17 protein-coding genes and 1 pseudogene are annotated in these 18288 nt (G+C 61.7%); 15 read left to right on the forward strand and 3 right to left on the reverse strand.

All coding sequences use genetic code 11. The features are described from left to right. The first annotated feature begins 5 nt into the window (after positions 1-5). From OIL77_06660 to OIL77_06670, 3 genes and pseudogenes are all read left to right on the forward strand, one after another. On the forward strand, positions 6-152 hold the full coding sequence (locus tag OIL77_06660) for a hypothetical protein (protein HJI45085.1): 147 nt from the start codon (positions 6-8) through the stop codon (positions 150-152). Positions 153-693: 541 nt separating this feature from the next. Then, positions 694-1504, forward strand: a pseudogene (locus OIL77_06665) (transposase). A 538-nt stretch (positions 1505-2042) separates the two neighbouring features. Beyond that, positions 2043-2492: a hypothetical protein gene (locus OIL77_06670; GenBank protein HJI45086.1), complete on the forward strand. Its 450-nt coding sequence runs from the start codon at positions 2043-2045 to the stop codon at positions 2490-2492. 122 nt (positions 2493-2614) lie between these two features. Here the strand turns inward: OIL77_06670 and OIL77_06675 are convergent, their stop codons facing one another. Then, a complete protein-coding gene (locus tag OIL77_06675; GenBank protein ID HJI45087.1) occupies positions 2615-3754 on the reverse strand; it encodes a DUF389 domain-containing protein in 1140 nt (379 codons plus the stop codon). Positions 3755-3969: 215 nt separating this feature from the next. Continuing rightward, positions 3970-5673 carry an OPT/YSL family transporter gene (locus OIL77_06680; protein HJI45088.1) on the reverse strand — a complete coding sequence of 568 codons (1704 nt, stop codon included), beginning with the start codon at positions 5671-5673 and terminating at the stop codon, positions 3970-3972. 275 nt (positions 5674-5948) lie between these two features. On the opposite strand from OIL77_06680, the gene OIL77_06685 reads away from it, so the two are divergent. The 12 genes from OIL77_06685 (at position 5949) to OIL77_06740 (ending at position 16537) form a co-directional block, all read left to right on the forward strand. Next, positions 5949-6800 carry a type III pantothenate kinase gene (locus tag OIL77_06685; GenBank protein ID HJI45089.1) on the forward strand — a complete coding sequence of 284 codons (852 nt, stop codon included), beginning with the start codon at positions 5949-5951 and terminating at the stop codon, positions 6798-6800. Between the two features lie 82 nt (positions 6801-6882). After that, on the forward strand, positions 6883-7407 hold the full coding sequence (locus OIL77_06690; GenBank protein HJI45090.1) for a dCMP deaminase family protein: 525 nt from the start codon (positions 6883-6885) through the stop codon (positions 7405-7407). 175 nt (positions 7408-7582) lie between these two features. Further along, complete coding sequence (locus OIL77_06695; GenBank protein HJI45091.1) at positions 7583-7861, forward strand: NifU family protein; 279 nt, start codon at positions 7583-7585, stop codon at positions 7859-7861. A 109-nt stretch (positions 7862-7970) separates the two neighbouring features. Then, entirely contained in the window at positions 7971-8792 is an 822-nt protein-coding gene (gene lgt / locus OIL77_06700; GenBank protein ID HJI45092.1) for a prolipoprotein diacylglyceryl transferase, read from the forward strand. A 143-nt stretch (positions 8793-8935) separates the two neighbouring features. Continuing rightward, entirely contained in the window at positions 8936-11119 is a 2184-nt protein-coding gene (locus tag OIL77_06705) for a DUF6020 family protein (protein HJI45093.1), read from the forward strand. Between the two features lie 165 nt (positions 11120-11284). Next, on the forward strand, positions 11285-12091 hold the full coding sequence (locus OIL77_06710; GenBank protein ID HJI45094.1) for a YebC/PmpR family DNA-binding transcriptional regulator: 807 nt from the start codon (positions 11285-11287) through the stop codon (positions 12089-12091). Positions 12092-12257: 166 nt separating this feature from the next. Continuing rightward, positions 12258-12803: an alkaline shock response membrane anchor protein AmaP gene (locus tag OIL77_06715; protein ID HJI45095.1), complete on the forward strand. Its 546-nt coding sequence runs from the start codon at positions 12258-12260 to the stop codon at positions 12801-12803. Beyond that, on the forward strand, positions 12796-13173 hold the full coding sequence (locus tag OIL77_06720) for a DUF2273 domain-containing protein (protein ID HJI45096.1): 378 nt from the start codon (positions 12796-12798) through the stop codon (positions 13171-13173). Before OIL77_06715 ends, OIL77_06720 begins: the two co-directional genes overlap by 8 nt. A gap of 44 nt (positions 13174-13217) precedes the next feature. Continuing rightward, positions 13218-13733, forward strand: coding sequence for an Asp23/Gls24 family envelope stress response protein (locus tag OIL77_06725; GenBank protein HJI45097.1), 516 nt, complete (start codon positions 13218-13220; stop codon positions 13731-13733). Positions 13734-13941: 208 nt separating this feature from the next. After that, entirely contained in the window at positions 13942-14964 is a 1023-nt protein-coding gene (locus OIL77_06730) for a YitT family protein (GenBank protein ID HJI45098.1), read from the forward strand. A 150-nt stretch (positions 14965-15114) separates the two neighbouring features. Then, positions 15115-16353, forward strand: coding sequence for a DUF4013 domain-containing protein (locus tag OIL77_06735; GenBank protein HJI45099.1), 1239 nt, complete (start codon positions 15115-15117; stop codon positions 16351-16353). 10 nt (positions 16354-16363) lie between these two features. After that, positions 16364-16537: a hypothetical protein gene (locus OIL77_06740; GenBank protein ID HJI45100.1), complete on the forward strand. Its 174-nt coding sequence runs from the start codon at positions 16364-16366 to the stop codon at positions 16535-16537. A gap of 140 nt (positions 16538-16677) precedes the next feature. On the opposite strand, the gene OIL77_06745 is transcribed toward OIL77_06740, so the two are convergent. Next, positions 16678-18141, reverse strand: coding sequence for a M20 family metallopeptidase (locus OIL77_06745; GenBank protein HJI45101.1), 1464 nt, complete (start codon positions 18139-18141; stop codon positions 16678-16680). Positions 18142-18288 lie beyond the last annotated feature (147 nt).

The raw sequence follows: 18288 nt of genomic DNA on the forward strand, positions 1-18288 counted from the left end.
GTACCATGGCAGATAAAGCCCGCACGGTGCTTTCGGTATGCAATAACATGGGCGAGGGCTGGCTGCTCACGGCCGAGATGCTCGACCTAATCGATCACGGTGCGCCCAACATCATCTGCACGCAGCCCTTCGCCTGCCTGCGATTCGGTTAGCGAGGATGCCGTGGCATCGGTCGCCGAGCGTCTGGGGGCGGCATTAAGAAGTAACATGCCTGCTTTAGGCTGGTATGAGAAAAACGGGTGGCAGCCATACCGGCTGCTACCCGTTTTTACTGGATACATGTTGCGTAATTGGCCTTGCCGGCACCTTTCGCGGACTCGGATTTCGGAAGTGCGGGGAAAAACTCCGAATCTCCGAGCACACTGCTCTTTTGCACCCTTGTGACCTGCACTGATAATTGTCCTTGGGGGAAGCGGGCACTGCGGGGCGCGGCAACGGCGCGCGATTTCCGCGTCGCAGCGCTACCCTGATGCTGAATGCCGGGACGATGACCCACTGACCTGCTGACGCCTCTTCGGCCGTCCTCAAATCCGACCTGTCTCGCCCCGGCTTCCGCGTCCCGGAGTCCTGCCATGACCTAATAGGAGCATGAGCGCGGACAATCGGATAAGGCAACTTGATTGTAGCGCTCCCGTCAGTGCAATGTCTGGGAGACCCGGGCGCGGGGCAGGCGGCAGACCGAGGGGAGCGAAAATGGAAGGCGAAACGGTCATCGCGGGCGTCGACACGCACAAGGACGTGCATGTCCTGTGCCTGCTCGACGGCCTCGGGAGGAAGATCTGGAGCGGGAGCTTCGGGGCCGACCCCGAGGGCTACGACAGGCTGGCGGAGGCGATAGGCGACCCGGGGAGCTGCATGGTCGTCGGCGTCGAGGGCACGGCATCGTACGGGGCCGGGCTGACGAGGAGGCTCGTGGAGCTCGGGTACAACGTCGTCGAGGTGCTCAGGCCCAAGAGGGACAAGGCGAGGCCCGGCGAGGGGAAGAGCGACCCGCTGGACGCCGAGCGCGCGGCGCGCAAGGCTCGCGCGCGGGAGGAAGGCGGGCGACGCGCTCGAGGAGAGCGTGCTGGCCTCGCTGCGGTCCGTCGCGGCGGTCTGGAAGGAGGCCCGCAGCCAGGTCGAGTCCCTCGACGAGCGCATCCGCGCGCTGCTGGAGGCGAACGCGCCCGCGCTGCTCGGCATCGAGGGCTGCGGCACGACGACCGCCGCCGCCCTGGTCGTGGCCGCCGGCGACAACCCCGGCAGGCTGAAGGGCGAGGCGGCGTTCTCGATGCTGTGCGGCGTCTCCCCGATCCCCGCGTCGAGCGGGAAGACGGAGCGGCACAGGCTCAACCGCGGCGGCAACCGGCAGGCGAACTGGGCGCTCTACGAGATCGCGATCAAGCGCATGGCGTACGACGAGAGGACGAGGAGGTACGTGGCGAGGCGGACCTCCGAGGGGAAGTCCCGGAGGGAGGCGGTCCGCTGCCTGAAGCGCTACATAGCGCGGGAGGTGTACCGCGTGCTCATGGACCCGAATCCCGACGGCGCCGCGCCGGAGGGACCCGAGCTCGCGAAGATGCGCAAGGCGATGCGGGTGACCCAGAAGCAGGCCGCCGCGGGGCTCGGCATGTCCGCGGCCTCACTCGGTCACCTGGAACATGGGAAACGGCGGTCGACGAAACTGGAGAGGAGGTATTACGAGCTCCTGTGCGAATTGAAGGGAGCGGTCCCGCAAACTGCCTCTTGACAACTTATAGGAGCGTCGGTTTTGTTGCTAAAAAAGTCGGTCTGGTCGGCGGGGCTCAGTTTTTCACCGCACTTCCGAAAACCGCGGTCTCGCAATATGAAAAACGGTCTCCATAACTCTGGGCTAATGGATAAGTGTGGCCTTTCGCCGTATATCACTGTCCGTTTATGGAACCTATCTCCAACGAGTCGTAGCCATATGGTTTAATGTTAGAAACACATAGTTGTCGGCGGGCCGCGGGTGACGTTTGCTTTGATATCGGAGGTACCAAGTATGTTTTGCACTCCGTTCAACAAGTATTGGTCCGGCTAACATGGGTCGCCGTGCTATTTCGATAGCCCTTGCAGTGGTCTGCCTGGCTGTGCTCCTGGGCGCTACAGGGCTGTTTGCTATAAGCCGAGAAACGTCCTATATGCAGGAATGCGCTTCCGAAGGGTTTGCCATTGATGGTTTCTATCGGGATGACAAAACGAGTCGGGAAACCCTGGCTTTTCTTGAGGAGGACAACTGTCGATGGCAGCTGGTCGATCAAGACGGAATCTGCACAGACGGGCAGTTTAAGCGTACGGATGACCCCAACATCCTGATATTAAAGAAGGAAAACGGTGAAGAATTCGGTACGGTCCACGTGGCGTATATGTCACGCCGACGCGAGCAGGGCCAGCTCTATCTATTTAGAGATACCAGGGTGACCCGTTTTTATCTGGTGAGTACCGGTCCGGCGTTTACAGTGGAGTCTGGCGATGTCGATCCGGACAGTTGATTCACGGCAATTAAACAGCGAGCGGGGTGCGGGTGAACTGCACCCCGCTATTTGCTCGTGTCCGTATCGCGTCTGCGCCTCGTCATAACTTGCGTCCGTGCGAGCATTCATCCCGCCCCGCATCACTTCACGTCAAACTCCACGCGATCGAGTTCGGGCACGTTGAGATCGATGAGCTTGCGAGCGACGTGGCGGTCGTGTGCCCCGAGCGCCTCGCTTGTCGTCACATGGGCGACAATCTCGCGCTCGACGATGCCCCTCTCGTCGCCTTCGGTGGCCGAGGTCTCGACGGCGACGGTGTAATCCTTAAAGCCCGGCAGTACCGCGGCAAGCTCGCGCGTGGTTTCGGTGACGCCGTAGCCGTCCTGCACGCCGGCCTGCGCCGAGCCAATAGACCCCGCCGTCATAACGATGCAGGGGATGGCAAAGACTACCGTGCCTACAATGATGCGGCGGCGCACCTTGCGTGACAGCTCGTCGACCTCGGCGTTTTCTTCAGCAGTCACAATACCGTCGCCGTTCAGGTCGCGCTTGAGCGGCACGCGCAAAAGAAGCAGCACGGCCTCGGCGGCCAGTGCGATAAAGACCACGTTGATGCCAAACTCGTAAAGCGCCGAGAGAAACAGCGACCCGCTTGCGATGGCGATGCCATAGCCCGCCGCGCACAGGGGTGGCATAAGCGCGGTCGCCACGGCCACGCCGGCGATGAGCGTGGCGGGCTCCTGGTCGCGCGAGTTGCCCAGGCAACCCGCAAAGCCGCCCGCGAGCGCGACGGCAAGGTCCCACACAGTCGGTGTCGAATTGTCGACGATGGCGGCCGTGGTGGTGCCAAGGGGCGAGAGCTTAAAGTACAACGTGGACGTGACCAGGCAAAAGGCCATCTGTAGAGCCAAGCCCGCGACAGCCTCGACGGTAATCTCGCGGTCGAGCGTGGCGATGCCGTATGCCATGGCAAGGACCGAGCCCATGAGCGGGCAGATGAGCATGGCGCCTACAATGGCGATATCCGAGTCGATATCGAGGCCGATGCTCGCAATCAACATGGCAATGATCAGGATGCATAAGTGCGAGCCGGTCAGGCGCGCCCCGTTTACAAAGCGCTTGCGAATCACGTGATAGGGCGCACGACCCTCGCGAATGTTGAATGCCTGCTTTAGAAAGCGGCTTGCGTTCTCCATGGCCTCGCTGTGAGCGGGGCGGATGCCATGGCGCCGATGATGGCGCTCACGCAGTCGCTTGAGCTGTTGTTTGTCGAGTTCCATGTCCACCTCGTATTGCCGCAGGAACGCGGGTGCGTTCGCAGCATGTACTCTACACCGTGACGGGCGGGGCGGTCATCTTGACATGGAACTTAGGCCAGCAGGCAAAGGAAGACAGGCCACATGCGAGTGCTGCTGAGGGTTTCGGCAGATACAAAAAAGCGCGGGGCCGGATAGTCTCCGACCCCGCGCTCTGTACGGGTACGTTGTTGTTGGGTTTAGCCCAGCAGGCTCAGGCCAACAGAGACAAACGCCAGGATAACGCCGACGATAGACTCGCCACCGAGCAGGCCGCTGGCGACGACCAGGCCCTGCTCCTGGAAGGCGGCATCCTTGGCGGCCTTCTCCTCGTCCGAAAGACCGGCCTCGGCGTCGCGGTGAGCGGCCCACTTGTCGTAGGCGAGCTTAACGCAGGAGCCCAGGAAGGCCGTAAGCGACATGTAGAACGGCAGGTACACGCCTAGGCCGATCATCATGGCAGGAATGCCGAGCCAGTACATGACGATGCCGGCGATAAAGCCGCCTGCGAACCACGGTACGCTCGGGATGCCCGAGACCATGGTGGCGACCACACTTGCCTGCGCGGCAACGAAGCTCTTGTCGGGACCAAAGGCGTCCGGACCATAGGCGGTGACGAGCGCGACCATGACGGCGGCGGCGACCAGGGCGCCCACGATGCCGCCGATGGCCTGACCGACCCACTGTGCGCGCGGGTTGGTGCCCAGCACGGCGCCGGCCTTAAAGTCGTTCATGACGTCGCCCGCAAGGCCGCACGCCACGGCTACGATGCCGGCGATAAAGAACAGTTTGACCTGAGCGAGCTGTGCGAAGGCGGCAACGATGAGCATGACGATGAGGCCGAAGATCTCCATGGGGTCGATGCCCGTCTGGCCGCAGCTCTGCGCGCTCATGATGGTGGTGACAAAGGTGAACAGCGTGACGATGACGGCTGGAACGGGACCAAGGTCGAGCGCGATGGCGACGATCACGGCGATGGCGGCGGCGCCCAGGCCGATGATGCCGGCGTCGAGCTTAAGGGAGCCCGAGATGAGCGACTGCTCGTCGGTGTCGGTGGAGCTGTCGGCGGCGAGGCCGCGGACGATACCGGCGACCTGCGGCAGGATGTCCTTGAGGACGACGGCGACGCCAAAGCCCATCATGAGGCCCATACCCAGGGACTTGACGATGCCCTGTGCGGTCATAACGTCAAACAGACCGGCAGCGGTGCCGCCGACGATGATGCCAAAATTGCCCAGCAGCGCGCCGGCAAACCAGAACGCGACCGGGGCGAAGCCCACGAGGAAGCCGACGGAGAGCAGCATGGGCGAGTTGTAGATGGCAAAGGTCACGCCGGGGATGTTGAGCGTGCACAGCATACTGGGCACAATGCCCAGGGCGTCGCGAAGCACGCTGTAGATGCCCGCGATGGCCATGGAGCCAAAGAGCTGCTTGCCGGTCTTGCCGCCGGCCTCGGTGGCGCGCAGGGTCTGAGCTGCGGCGTTGCCGGTGGGGAACTCAAGCGCGGCGTCCACGATAAAGTGACGGTGGATGAGCGCCGTGGCCAGCAGGCCCAGGATGGTGCCGGCGAGTGCCACGATAAACATGTCGAGCCAGCTGATCTGGTCGGCATAGCCCAGCATCCAGGCACCCGGGATGGTAAACGCTAGGCCGCCGGCGACCATGGCGCCCGCGGACATGATGGTGTGGGTGACGTTGGCCTCGTTGAGGCTGGCATTGCCCATGAGCTTAAGGAAGAACAGCGAGATGACGGCAGCGAAGACGATCGGCCAGGGGAGAGCGCCCATCTTGAGGGCGGTGTAGGCCGAGCTTGCCGTGATGATCACACAGCCAAGGACGCCGATGACGACGCCGCGCAGCGTGAGTTGCCCGCGCATCGAGGCGCGGTTCGAGGGGTTGCTCATATATAACTCCTTTGCGTATATCCGCTTCCCCCGGGAGCGCCGCTACGGATACGACGCGGGAAGTCGGGTTACCAAGGGCCGCCGCGTGAGCTCGCAAGCGACCGCGCACCAGTATAGCGATGTCGACCGTCTAGCGCCCCGCCAAAACCAGCTAATTTGGGACGGGGCTTTTTTAACTGCTTGTAGACGTCTGATACAAGTCAAAAAAGCCCCGTCCCAAATTGACTGGTTTGGGTACGGGATATACTGCTGGGCAGACGAAAGGAGCGCCGGCGATGCTTAATGGGTGCGCATATATATTGACGGTCGACGTGGGCAACACGTTCATTCGCTTTGGCCTGTTTGCAGAGGATTCGGCCGCGGCGCAGGAATGTCCGCTTGCGACGTGCGAGATCACCACGCCGTCGAGCATCACAGCGGACGAGGCGCGCATGCGTCTCGTGCAGGTCATGGCCGCACTGGCGGCCGATGCGGGCATGCCGGGTGCGCTTGTGCCCGCGGCTGCCGTGCTGAGCTGCGTGGTCCCGGCGCTCGAGCGCCCGTGGAAGGTAGCGCTTTCCCGTACCTGTACGGGGCGCGTGCTCGCCGTAGGGCCGGGACTTAAGACCGGCATGCCCGTGCACTACGATGACCCGGCCGAGATCGGCCCCGACCGCATCGCCGATGCCGTGGCGGCCCGCGCCGTCTACGGCTCGCCGTGCATCGTGATCGACCTGGGCACGACGACCAATATCGAGGTCATCGACGCGCGCGGCACCTTTGTCGGCGGCGTTATCGCGCCGGGGCTGGCCCTCGGCGCCCGCTCGCTCTCGGCGGCAGCAGCGCGCCTACCCCAGGTTGAGCCCTCGGCGCCGACGCACGTCATCGGCCGCAACACGCGCGAGGCCATGCGCTCGGGTGTGGTTTTGGGCGAGGTGGCGCGCATCGACGGCATGCTCGACATGGTGCTTGCCGAGATGCGTGCGACCAAGGCCGCGGGGGAAGGCAGCGTGCCCATCGTCATTACTGGCGACGATGCCGAGGCGCTTGCGGCGCTGGTCGGCCATAGCCTGACGGTCGACGATGCGCTGACGCTGCGGGGTCTCGCCGAGCTCTACCACATCAATCAAAAGCCCCGCCGCGCGTAGGGCGAGGGGCTGGTGGGATAAGCGCCCCTACCTTCCACCTGCTACAATGGGTCAAACTATTGCGATTTCGGAGGTGTCTGCCATGTCGGACGATCTTCATCAAACCACGTCGGGCAAGCGCCGCGACGTTATTAGCTGGGACGAGTTCTTTATGAGCGTGGCCATCGCCGCGCAGCGCCGCAGCAAGGATCCCAATACGCAGGTGGGCGCGTGCATCGCTAGCACCAACCACCGTATCCTTTCGGTGGGCTACAACGGCACGCCCTCGGCACTCAATGACGACTTTTTCCCGTGGGGCACGAGCGATGACCCGCTGCAGGACAAGCATAACTACGTAGTCCATGCCGAGGCCAACGCCGTGCTCAACTACCGCGGCTCGCTCAAAGACCTTGAGGGTTCCACGGTCTACGTCACGCTGTTCCCGTGCCACGACTGCGCCAAGATCCTGGCGCAGGTGGGCGTGGGCGAGGTTGTCTACCTGGACAATAAGTACGCCGACACCGACGACGGCTGCATCAGTCGCCGCATTCTCGACTCCTGCGGCATCAGCTACCGCCAGGTTATCGTCGATGTCCACATCGGCACCGGGGAACAAACTCAGCAGTAGCGGCAGCGTGTGCTAGCGCCGGGCGTCGGCAAAAGCAGCTAAAAAGCCCCGTCCCAAATTGACTGCTCGTGAAAGTCGTGTCCGCGCGCATGGACGGCTCGTGAGCGGGTACATGGCTGTAGTAACATAGCTCTGTCCGCGGGCGCGCCCGCGTTATTGTGAGAAAGGAGCCCCTGTGGCTGTTAACGAAGAGCTGCTTAAGAAGGTTCTTGAGGAGATCCGCCCCAACCTGCAGGCTGACGGCGGCGATATGGAGTATGTGGGCGTCGACGACGAGGGCGTCGTCCAGCTTGAGCTTCAGGGTGCCTGCGCCGGCTGCCCTATGAGCGCACTGACCCTGTCCATGGGTATCGAGCGTATTCTCAAGGAGCACGTACCCGGCGTTACCCGTGTCGAGCAGGTCAATGCCTCCGGCGAGACCGAGGACCTGTACGACGAGTACGCGCCGTTCTAAGATGCGAAAGCTGCGGACGGCGTACTCCGCATAGACGTTACGCCCAAATATGCGGCTGCGAGCGCAAGGCCCGCGGCCGCATTTGTATGTAGGGAGCAAGGGGACCGATATGCTCAACGACCTCTACCATATGCTTGATCCCGTCGCGATTTCGGCGGGGCCCATCACCATCTACTGGTACGGCTTGGCCTACGTGGTCGGCGCTCTGCTCACGGCGGTCGTCATGTATCGCACGCAGCGTCGCTGGGGTTTCGACATTACGGTCGACGACCTGACGAGCGTCGTGGTCGGTGTGGTCTTTGGCCTTATCATTGGCGCCCGCCTGTTCTACGTCATCTTTTACGGTGATGGCTACTACTGGGCGCATCCGCTCGAGATCTTCGCCACCAACGAAGGCGGCATGAGTTTCCACGGCGGCCTGGTGGGCGGCATCATCGGTGGCGTGCTCGTGTGCCGTATGTACAAGCTCGATGCCTGGACTATCGCCGACCTTGCCGTTATCGGTGCTCCGCTGGCCTTATGTCTGGGACGCTGCGCCAACTTTGTCAACGGCGAGCTGTGGGGCAAGCCGACCGATTTGCCCTGGGGCGTGATCTTCGGCGGCGCCGCGGGCGATATGCCGCGCCATCCCTCCCAGCTCTACGAGGCATTTCTTGAGGGCATCGTGCTCTTTTGCATTCTGCAGGTGCTCAGCCGCAAAAAGCCGCTACTGCCCCAAGGCACGTTTATGGGCGTGTTTGTGATGGGTTACGGCATCGTCCGCTTCCTCATTGAGTTTGTGCGCGTGCCCGATGCGCAGCTGGGCTATCTACTGGGTGGCGTTATCACCATGGGCCAGTTGCTGAGCCTGCCGCTCGTAATCGCGGGCCTGGCGCTCATCATCTTTGCCCGTCGCCGCAACCAGCCCCAGCGCGTCTACCTGGACGCCTAACCACCAAAACCACCACAAAGGGGACAGGAACCTTTGTGGTGGTTCGCTGGGCGACGATGACAGAACCGTAACGTTTCCCCAGATAAAACCTGCCAAAATAAACCTGTCCCTTTTTGGCAGGTTTCTAGAAAGGCTTTCGGACTGTGAAGGATTCCGACCTCTCCACAACGGCTGCGCGCGACGCTGCCCGCATCGTCTGGTTTAAGCGCTACCCCGCCAAGCAGACGCTCATCGCATTTTTGCTCGCGCTGTTGGCGACCACGGCGTTTTCCATCGATCCCGCCCCGGTGTCGAGCAACGCAGTCTTGGCGATTGACCCCAAAGCCTCGGGCATGCTGTACGTGTGCTACGAGGTGCTCCTCTCGTTTGCCGGCCATACCGACGCGGTCATGTTGCTTGCACTTGCCTGCCTGCTCACCTTGCCGTTTCGCTACGTGTTCTTTGGCCGTGGCGACGCCTGGCGTCCATCGATCATTCTGCCGTCGCTGTTCTTCGCCATCTGCATGGTGTTCGGCCGCAGCTACGATCTCACCGACTCGGCCGAGATTGTCCTTGGCGACAAAGCCCGCATCATCTGCGCCTGGATTGGCGGCGCGGGCTGGATGCTCTTGGCGGTCGTTGCCTTCTACCTTGCCTTTGAGTGTCTAGATTGGCTGAGCTCTCGGCGCATTCCGTTTTCCGAAGCGCACTTTGGCCGCGTATGGCGTGTGACTCACGCCGTGCTCTCGGTCCATCCCTTTGCCGGGCCCTTCCTGGTGCTTATGATCGCCTGGGCGCCCACGCTCATCGCTTCGCTGCCCGGTCTTTTTATGGGAGATACGGGCGCGCAGATTCGCCAGTGGTTCAACTACCCCAACGGCACGAGCGACTACCTGCGCCTACTCAACCCCAACGTGCTGCTCAACGGGCATCATCCCGTAGTGCACACGGCCATTATCGGCTCGTGCGTTCAGCTGGGGCTTTCGCTGTTCAACAGCGCTAACGCGGGCCTCATCATCTATACCTGCGCTCAATTTGTCATCACGGCTGCCTGCATGGCCTATTCCATTTCGTCGCTGCGCAAACTGGGCGTGAGCCTGCCGGTTCGCGGTGCGATCCTGCTGTTCTTTGCGTTTATGCCGATGTTCTCTAACTACGCGGTGTTGCTCACCAAAGACGTGCTCTTTGCCGACGCGTTCTTGGTGCTGCTGGTACAGACCGTCAAGCTCGTGGCATGTGGCTTGCCCCGTCGTGATGCCAATGCCGAGCGAGCGGGCGAGAAACCCCCCGTGCTCTTTGCGCGCCACGACTGGCTGTTGCTTGCGCTGGCTGCTATGGGTTCCACGTTTCTGCGCAATGGAGGCCTGGTGTTTCCCCTGGCGGCATGCGTGATCGCGGCGGCGTTTAGCGCATGGGACGCGCATGTGGCTCGTCGTGCAGCCAAGCAGGCTGGTACTGCGCCTTCGGGCGCCATCCCACGTTTCCGCTGGGTGGGAGTTCTTGCTGTGCTTGTGCTCTGCCTTGCCTCTAATATGTACTTCACCAAGGTGTTTATGCCGGCGCACGACATTACGCCCGGCTCCAAGCGCGAAATCCTCTCGATTCCATTCCAGCAGACGGCTCGTTTCGTCCAAAAGCACGACGGCCTCAACTCGGGCGTCAACCCCACGGTTAAGGAGGACGGCACCATCGTGGAGGCTCCTTGCGACGGTTCGGTGACCGACGAAGAGCGTGCCGTGATCGATCGCGTACTCAAGTACGAGAACCTGGGCCGCCGCTACAACCCCGACAAGTCCGATGCCGTCAAGAACTACTTTAACGAGTACGCCTCGCAGGAGGACATCGATGCCTATTTTGAGATATGGGCCCAGATGTTTAAGAAGGATCCCGAGTGCTATATTTCGGCGCTTATCAATAACTACTATGGTTATTTTTATCCGAGCGCGCGCGATGCCTGGATCTACAGCACGGCGCGTAGTGCCGAGATCATGGCGCGTCCCGACAACCTCAAGTACTTCGACTTCCATCCGGTTGACAGCAACGTGGTGCGCTGGTGCGACCACCTGATCAACCTGTATCGCGTGGCAGTACAACGCATCCCGTTTATCTCGCTCACCATGAGCTCGGCCACCTATGTGTGGATCATGATCGCCGTGGTGGTCTACCTGCTGCGTCGTCATTCATGGCGTGCGCTGGCGATCTGGGTGCCGCTGTTGGGCGTGCTCGCCGTGTGCCTGATTGGTCCGTGCAACGGCTCGACCTACATGCGCTACCTGTATCCGGTCATCGCCTGCATGCCCTTCGCCATCGGCACCACCGTCACCCGCAGCGACTTCCTCTGGTTCTAACTTGGTACATTGGGGGTCAGGTTTCTTTGCACCAAAGGGGCCATCATCACGACGCCTTCATTTTGGGGTTTATCTCGCAGGCCAGTAGGTATATCATAACGACGTTTGTTTATATTGCCCGAGCATCTGCGCTGGGCTTTAGGTCGAAACCGATAGGAGACACGTATGTCCGGACACTCTAAGTGGGCCACAACCAAGCATCGTAAGGGCGCGCAGGACGCCAAGCGTTCCGCCCTCTTCTCCAAGCTGAGCCGCAACATCACCGTTGCTGCCCGTCTCGGCGGCGACCCGCTGCCCGAGAACAACGCCAGCCTCGCCGCTGCCGTTGCCAAGGCCAAGGCTCAGTCCATGCCTAAGGACAAGATCAAGTCCGCTATCGACAAGGCTTTTGGTTCGGGTGCCGATGCCGCCGTCTACGAGAACATCGTGTACGAGGGCTACGGTCCTGCCGGTGTCGCCGTCTACGTCGACTGCCTGACCGACAACCGCAACCGCACCGCCGCTGATGTCCGTTCCGCCTTCTCCCACGCTGGTGGCAACCTGGGCACCTCCGGCTCCGTTGCCTTCCAGTTTGAGCGCAAGGGCCAGATAGTCGTCGCCAAGGAAATCCTGGACGAGAACGCCAAGAAGGAGACCATGATCGCCAACGGTGCTGCCGGTGACGAGGATGAGTTCATGATGGCCATCGCCGAGGCCGGTGGCGAGGACTACGAGGATGCCGGCGAGGAGTGGATCGTCTGGACTACTGCCAACGAGGTCATGGCTGTCTCCAAGGCGCTCGAGGAGCAGGGCGTCCAGGTCAAGGGCTCCGAGACCACCATGGTCCCGACCACCCCGACCGAGGTCTCCGGCGCCGACGCCAAGAAGGTTCAGCGCCTCATCGACCGTCTTGAGGAGCTCGACGACGTCCAGGATGTTTACAGCACCATGGACATGACCGACGAGGTCATCGCTGCCCTCGAGGAGGAGTAGCGCCCGCACGGGTTAAGCCGTGCATATCTGGGCATAATGAAGCGAGCATGCAAGCCTCGTGGAATAGATGAGCCGGATCCGCGTGCGTAGAGCACCGGACCCGGCTCTTTTATAATGATGCGAACCGTTTTGCATTTCGAGAGCCGAGATTTGAAGGGAGCGCCACGTGCGCGTACTCAAACGAGCCCTAGCGATCGTGTATCTTGCCGCCGCCATCGTGGCGCTGGGTACGCTTGTCTGCCAGTTTTGGGGGCCGTATACGTATCGCTTTATGCTGCTGATGCGCGACCCCATGCCGCGCATTGTCGTGACGGCATGCGGTGGAGTTGTGGCGATTGGCGTGCTGGTAAGCTTCTTCCGCCTGATGTTTGCTCGTCGCGAGCCGTCCTGTGTGCATCCGGCGGGGGAGCGCAATATCGAGGTCACCCTTGCGGCGCTTTCTTCGTGTGCTAGGGCTGCTGCCGAACGCGACAACCGCGTGATGGTCGAGCACGTCGAGGCCCGCGTCCAAGGCCCCGACGATTCGCACGTCCGATTTAAGGTCGAGGCTATCGCGCTTGACGATAAGGACGTGGCATCTCTGGCTACCGCGATGCAGCAGCGCATCGAGGAAGCCTGCGACACCATGCTCGGCACGCCGGGTACGACCACGCGCGTCCGTTTTTTGCCGTCCAAGACTACCGTCCAGACCGTGGAGGTTTCCGGTGAGTGATACCAATCAAGATAAGACCGCTCGTACGCCGCGCCTGACGATTGACCAGAGCGCCACGCCGGCGAGCGAAACTGTTGATTCCAAAGCAGAGGCAACTGAGTTACAAGACGCGGCGGCCGCGGATTTTGACGAGGCTATGGGTCTCATCAAGGGTACGGGCGCTGCCATCTGGAGCTATGCTGTGCGTCATCCCAACACCACGCTCGGTGCCGTCGCTGGCTTTATCCTTGCCGTGTTGGTGCTCACGCTCGGCCTGTGGGACACGCTCGTCATTGCATTCTTCGTGCTGATCGGCGCCGTGATCGGCCAAATTCGCGACGGCGAAAACGGGATCGTCAACTTCTTCGGCCGTCTGTTTAGCGGCCGCTAATATGTATTCGACTGTCGCATCCGCGGCAGGCATAAGGAGGAACCATGGCTTTTAATACGAAGGTCGATGTGGCCGATACCGAGCTCGAGGCAGACGAGACCGTCACCGCCGAGGCCGAGGACGTAACGCTCGAGGACGAGGCCCTCGTCGAGGCCGAGTCCGATGCGGATGAGGACGACGAGGAAGCGGACGAGTCCGAGGACTCGCTGACCTATTCCAACGGCGTGATCGAGAAGATCGTTGCCATGGCCACCCGCGAGGTTCCGCACGTTCTGGGCATGAAGGGTAACCTCATGCACTTTGTGCAGGAGCAGTTCGGTGCCGAGAATCTGACCAAGGGCGTGACGGTCGAGGTCACCGATGACAATCGCGTGGTCGTCAACATCTCTGTCATCATCGAGTACGGCGCCTATGCGCCCGCGATCTTCGACGATGTCAAGGCACGCGTCACCGAGCGCCTTGCCGCGATGACCGGCCTTGAGGTGGCGGGCGTCAACCTGCGCATCGAGGACGTCATCACCCCCGAGGAGTACGAGCACCGCACCAGCCAGCACGAATAACCTTCCAAAAAGGGACAGGTTTGTTTTGGCAGGTTTTATCTGCGAAAACGTTAAACGGCCGACCGCGCAAGCAAAAGCGTGGCCGGCCGTTTTTTGTATGCCCCCCGATGTAGGCATACCGCTCGTCTAACTAGGGGTTGCAATCGTCGCGTTCCGCGTTACCCTAATGGGCGCATTGTTTCCAAATTGTTAACGAGGAGTTGCCGTAATGGCCGACGAGCACGAAACAGAAAGCAAGGCATGGGCGATTGAGGCCGCCGCGGCAGAGGCGGCGTCGCGTGCTGCCGAGGAGGTGCATCGTCCTCCCGTAGTGCCGATGGAGCGCGTGGTCGATCGCGATGTTATCGAGCGTGGCGAGCGTGCTGGTCGCAAGCGCAGCCAGGAGCCGGGCTTTCCGCGCTTTTTTGCCGAGCTCAACCTGGGCCTAATTCTCACGGCGTTCGCCATCGTGGCCTTTAAAACCCCTAATCACTTTGCCTTCGGCGGCACCTCGGGCGTTTCGGTCATCCTATCCACACTGTTCCCGACTCTGCCCGTCGGTGTCTTTATGTGGATCATCAACGCGGTCCTGGTCGTCCTGGGTTTTATCTTTTTGGAGCGCAAGGCAATCCTTTGGAGCGTCTTTGCCTCGTTTGCGCTTTCGGCCTACGTTTCGCTGTTTGAGATTTTCATTCCGACCGATGTTTCGCTCACAGGCGACATGTGGCTCGACCTGTGCTTTGCCGTGATCCTGCCGGCGCTCGGCAGTGCCATCGTCTTTGACATCGGCGCCTCGACGGGCGGCACCGACATTCTCGCCATGATCCTTAAGCGCCGCACCACGCTCGAGATCGGCCGTGCCCTACTTCTGGTCGATATTGGCATCGTAACTATCGCGGCCTTTTTGTACGGCCCGCGCGTCGGTCTGTACTGCGTGCTCGGCCTGTTTGCCAAGACACTCGTGGTCGACAAAGCCATCGAGAGCATTCACCTGCGCAAGGTTTGTACCGTTATTTGCTCCGAGCCGCTTAAGGTCGAGGAATTTATCGTTAAACATCTCAACCGCACGGCGACCATCAGCCGCGGCTATGGTGCTTTCTCGGGCAAGTGCGTGACGGTGATCATGAGCGTGCTGAGTCGTCGCGAGGCCGTGCAACTGCGTCGCTACGCGCGCGAGATCGATCCGGGTGCCTTTATCACGATTGTCGACAGCTCCGAGATCGTCGGCAAGGGTTTCCGCGGAACGAACTAACGCGGTCGAGCTCATCAAACAATCGAATAGCGCCCTGCGCGTTGCAAATACGTCATGTTGGAGCATTTGTCCCCACATTGGGTGATAATGATGCTAAAGACATCGTTTGCGATCCAGACGATTCGCTCATGATACGAAGGGATGATTTCGATGTTCTGTTCGCAGTGTGGTGCCCCCATGGGCGACAACGACAAGTTCTGTGGCGCGTGCGGTGCTCCTAATGCCGGTGCCGCAGCCTCTGCCCCTCAGGGTCAGCCCCAGCAGTTTGTTCCGCAACCGCCCGTGGCGAATGCGTCCAAGGGCTGTGTGGCTCAGGCGTTTGAGGACATGACCAAGACGCCGGGCGTGTTGCAGCGCGTGTGCCAGATCGCCTTTTTGCCGGCGCTTATCTGCGTCGTGTCGGTGCTCGTGCTGTTTATCCCCGTTATCGGCGGCATCGCGGCTGCTATCGGTTTTTTGGCTGCCTGCGTGGCAAGCGCATGCGGTTCTGGCTTTGGCATCGAATGGGGCCGCGACCTGTCGCTTAAGGTCGATGACGGCATGGATCGTCCGCTGATGCGCTCCACGTCGTTTGGTCTGGGCGTCTTTTCGGGTGTTATCTCGGGCGTGCTCAAGGTTATCGCTGCCATTCCCGTTATCGGTGTGGCGCTTTCGCTGGTGGAGAGCGTGGTAATTGGCGCCGCGGGTTCGTATTCATATTACGGCTCTTATGCGCTCGAGGCCGCGCTGATCGGTTCGCTGGGCCTGTTTGTTCTGGCTATGATTGCCGCGGCGGTCCTGGGCGTCTTCTTTACCATGTTCGCCGACATCGCCGTGATGCACTTTGCGGTGACCGGCCGCGTCGAGAGCGCGTTTTCGCTCGATAAGGTCTGGGCGGCCTTTAAGAACAATAAGACCAAGCTGTTCTGCGCTTCGTTCCTTCCCGAGTTTTTGACGGGCCTGGTCGCCAACGTTGTCACCTGGATCCTGACGTTCGTCTTTGGCACCATTGCCTCTGTCGGTATGTATAGCTACTACTACCGTCCTACGGCTATTGAGGCGCTTGTTACCGGCGGTGGCATCACGCTCGTATTGTTCTTGGTGCTGACGGCGTTTGTCACGGTATTCCTCACGGTCTTTGGCAACATGCTCAAGCATCGCGCCGTTGGCTATTGGGTTGCACGCTACGCAAGCGAGTGGGCCGACGAGGACAAGGACGACGTCCTGACTTTTGTGCTGCCGTTTGAGAAGAAGTCTGCTCCGGCTGGTTTTAGCGCCGACGCAGCGCCCGTATCCGATTCCGCTGCGGCGCCGGCGCCTGCGCCCGAGCCTGAGCCTGAGCCCGTGCCTGAGCGACGCAGCGCCCGTATCCGATTCCGCTGCGGCGCCGGCGCCTGCGCCCGAGCCTGAGCCTGAGCCCGTGCCTGAGCCCGAGCCCGCGCCCATGCCGGAACCGGAGCCCGAGCCTGCGCCTGAGCCCGAGCCTGCGCCTGAGCCCGAGCCTGCGCCTGAGCCCGAGCCTGCGCCTGAGCCCGAGCCTGCGCCTGAGCCCGAGCCTGCGCCAAGCTCCGACGAGGACCCGCAGGACGAGTAACCCTGCCACCTGCCATTTGGGGACGGGGTAGAAACGGTAGGAATAGCGCTTGACAAATAAGCGGGGGCGGACGTGCCGAAGCGTCCGCCCCCGCTTTGATATCGCGATGCGGCTATGACTGCGAGATGGTCGTGGATCGACTACTCGTCGTGCTTCTCCTCGCGGCGGGCGGCGGCGCGAGCGTCGTGGATGCCCTTGATTGCGGCGTGTCGGGCGGTGCGGGCATCGTGCATGGCGTCGCGGGCCTCGGCGGCCGTGGCCTTGGCAGAGCGCAGTTTGGCTGCCAGGTCGGGATTGGTCTCGGCGACCGCGGCAATCGTGGGGCCGTCGAGCTCTTCTTGTGTGGGCTCGGCCAAAAAGTCGATGGCATATTGGGCGGCCACCATGGAGCCCTTGGCCAGTACCGACTCGTCAATCTTGTAGAAGCAAGAATGTTGGGCGTACGTGGCGCCAATCTGGGGGTTGCGCGTGCCAACAAAGGCGAGCACGCCCGGTACGCGGCGCAGGTACTCCGAAAAATCCTCACCCGAGAGTGTGCCGCGATAATGGCCTTGGCCGGTGGGGCCCAGGCATTTGATTACTGCCTGGCGGCAGCGCTCGCTCGAGGCGGCATCGTTTTCGACCTTGTAATTGGCGATGGTGTAGTCGGTGAGCTCTGCCTCGGCGCCCAAGGCGGCCGCGGTATGCTCCACGATGCGGCGCATGAGCTCCGGCATTTCCTCGTGGGTCGAATCTCCGTAGGTGCGCACCGTGCCGGCGAGGTAGGCCGTGCCGGCGATAACGTTGCGCGCGGTGCCGCCGTGCAGCTCGCCGACGGTAATGACGGCCGGCTCGTAGGGACTGATCTCGCGCGAAACGATGGTCTGCAGAGCGTTGACGATCTCGGCGGCAACCATAACGGCGTCGTGACCGCGCTGGGGCATGGCGCCGTGGCACGAGGTGCCGCGGACGTCGATGCGGAACCAGTCGGTATTGGCCATGCGCGGTCCGGGCTCGCAGCTCACAGTGCCGGCGTCGACCTCACTCCAGATGTGCGCGGCGTAGGCGCCATCGACGCCGTCGAGCACGCCCGTGCCGATCATGAGTTTGGCGCCCTGGCCGTTTTCCTCACTGGGCTGGAAGACGATGCGGACTTCGCCGTGGATGTCGTCGGTCATATGGCGCAGGATCTGCAGCGTGCCGAGCATCATGGCGATGTGGCAGTCGTGGCCGCAGGCGTGCATGCAACCCTCGTTGACGCTGGCGAAATCCTCGCCGGTCTGCTCGGTGACGGGCAGGGCGTCGATATCCGCACGCAGCAGGATACGGCGGCGCGGCGTGCCGTCCTCGCGGTAGGCGTCGGGCGCGGTGCCGCGAAGGGTCGCCACCAGGCCCGTCTTAAGGGGACGCTCGTAGGGGATATTCATGGCATCGAGCTGGTTGGCGATGTCAGAAGTCGTGCGCTCCTCGGCAAGGCTCAACTCCGGGTGCTTATGGAAGTGGCGGCGCTGCTTAATGATGTAGGGCTCAAACTCGGCGGCGATATCCTGGATAGCCGCGGTGACGTCGTCTGCCGCGCGAACCTCGGTTGCCGCCATAATCTGCTGTGCCTTGGTCTTCGTCATGGTCGATTTGCTCCTTGCTGGCTCGATCGCAAAATCGTACAGGCTCTCTCCAGTATGCCACCTGCCGCTAGGGCTGGTAAAGTTGCCGTTTGCCGCTTAGGGTTTTGTAACAAGAGTGGGGGAGTACACTCGGGGGTGTTGAATTTC

It is taken from the genome of Coriobacteriaceae bacterium (genome assembly GCA_025993015.1).
Lineage (GTDB): Bacteria > Actinomycetota > Coriobacteriia > Coriobacteriales > Coriobacteriaceae > Collinsella.

What these genes read in the sequence shown, in the direction of transcription:
- OIL77_06660 (HJI45085.1), top strand. Translation starts at nt 6, where the DNA reads ATGGCAGATAAAGCCCGCACGGTGCTTTCGGTATGCAATAACATGGGC.
- OIL77_06670 (HJI45086.1), top strand. Translation starts at nt 2,043, where the DNA reads ATGGGTCGCCGTGCTATTTCGATAGCCCTTGCAGTGGTCTGCCTGGCT.
- OIL77_06675 (HJI45087.1), bottom strand. Translation starts at nt 3,754, where the DNA reads ATGGAACTCGACAAACAACAGCTCAAGCGACTGCGTGAGCGCCATCAT.
- OIL77_06680 (HJI45088.1), bottom strand. Translation starts at nt 5,673, where the DNA reads ATGAGCAACCCCTCGAACCGCGCCTCGATGCGCGGGCAACTCACGCTG.
- OIL77_06685 (HJI45089.1), top strand. Translation starts at nt 5,949, where the DNA reads ATGCTTAATGGGTGCGCATATATATTGACGGTCGACGTGGGCAACACG.
- OIL77_06690 (HJI45090.1), top strand. Translation starts at nt 6,883, where the DNA reads ATGTCGGACGATCTTCATCAAACCACGTCGGGCAAGCGCCGCGACGTT.
- lgt (HJI45092.1), top strand. Translation starts at nt 7,971, where the DNA reads ATGCTCAACGACCTCTACCATATGCTTGATCCCGTCGCGATTTCGGCG.
- OIL77_06710 (HJI45094.1), top strand. Translation starts at nt 11,285, where the DNA reads ATGTCCGGACACTCTAAGTGGGCCACAACCAAGCATCGTAAGGGCGCG.
- OIL77_06725 (HJI45097.1), top strand. Translation starts at nt 13,218, where the DNA reads ATGGCTTTTAATACGAAGGTCGATGTGGCCGATACCGAGCTCGAGGCA.
- OIL77_06730 (HJI45098.1), top strand. Translation starts at nt 13,942, where the DNA reads ATGGCCGACGAGCACGAAACAGAAAGCAAGGCATGGGCGATTGAGGCC.
- OIL77_06735 (HJI45099.1), top strand. Translation starts at nt 15,115, where the DNA reads ATGTTCTGTTCGCAGTGTGGTGCCCCCATGGGCGACAACGACAAGTTC.
- OIL77_06745 (HJI45101.1), bottom strand. Translation starts at nt 18,141, where the DNA reads ATGACGAAGACCAAGGCACAGCAGATTATGGCGGCAACCGAGGTTCGC.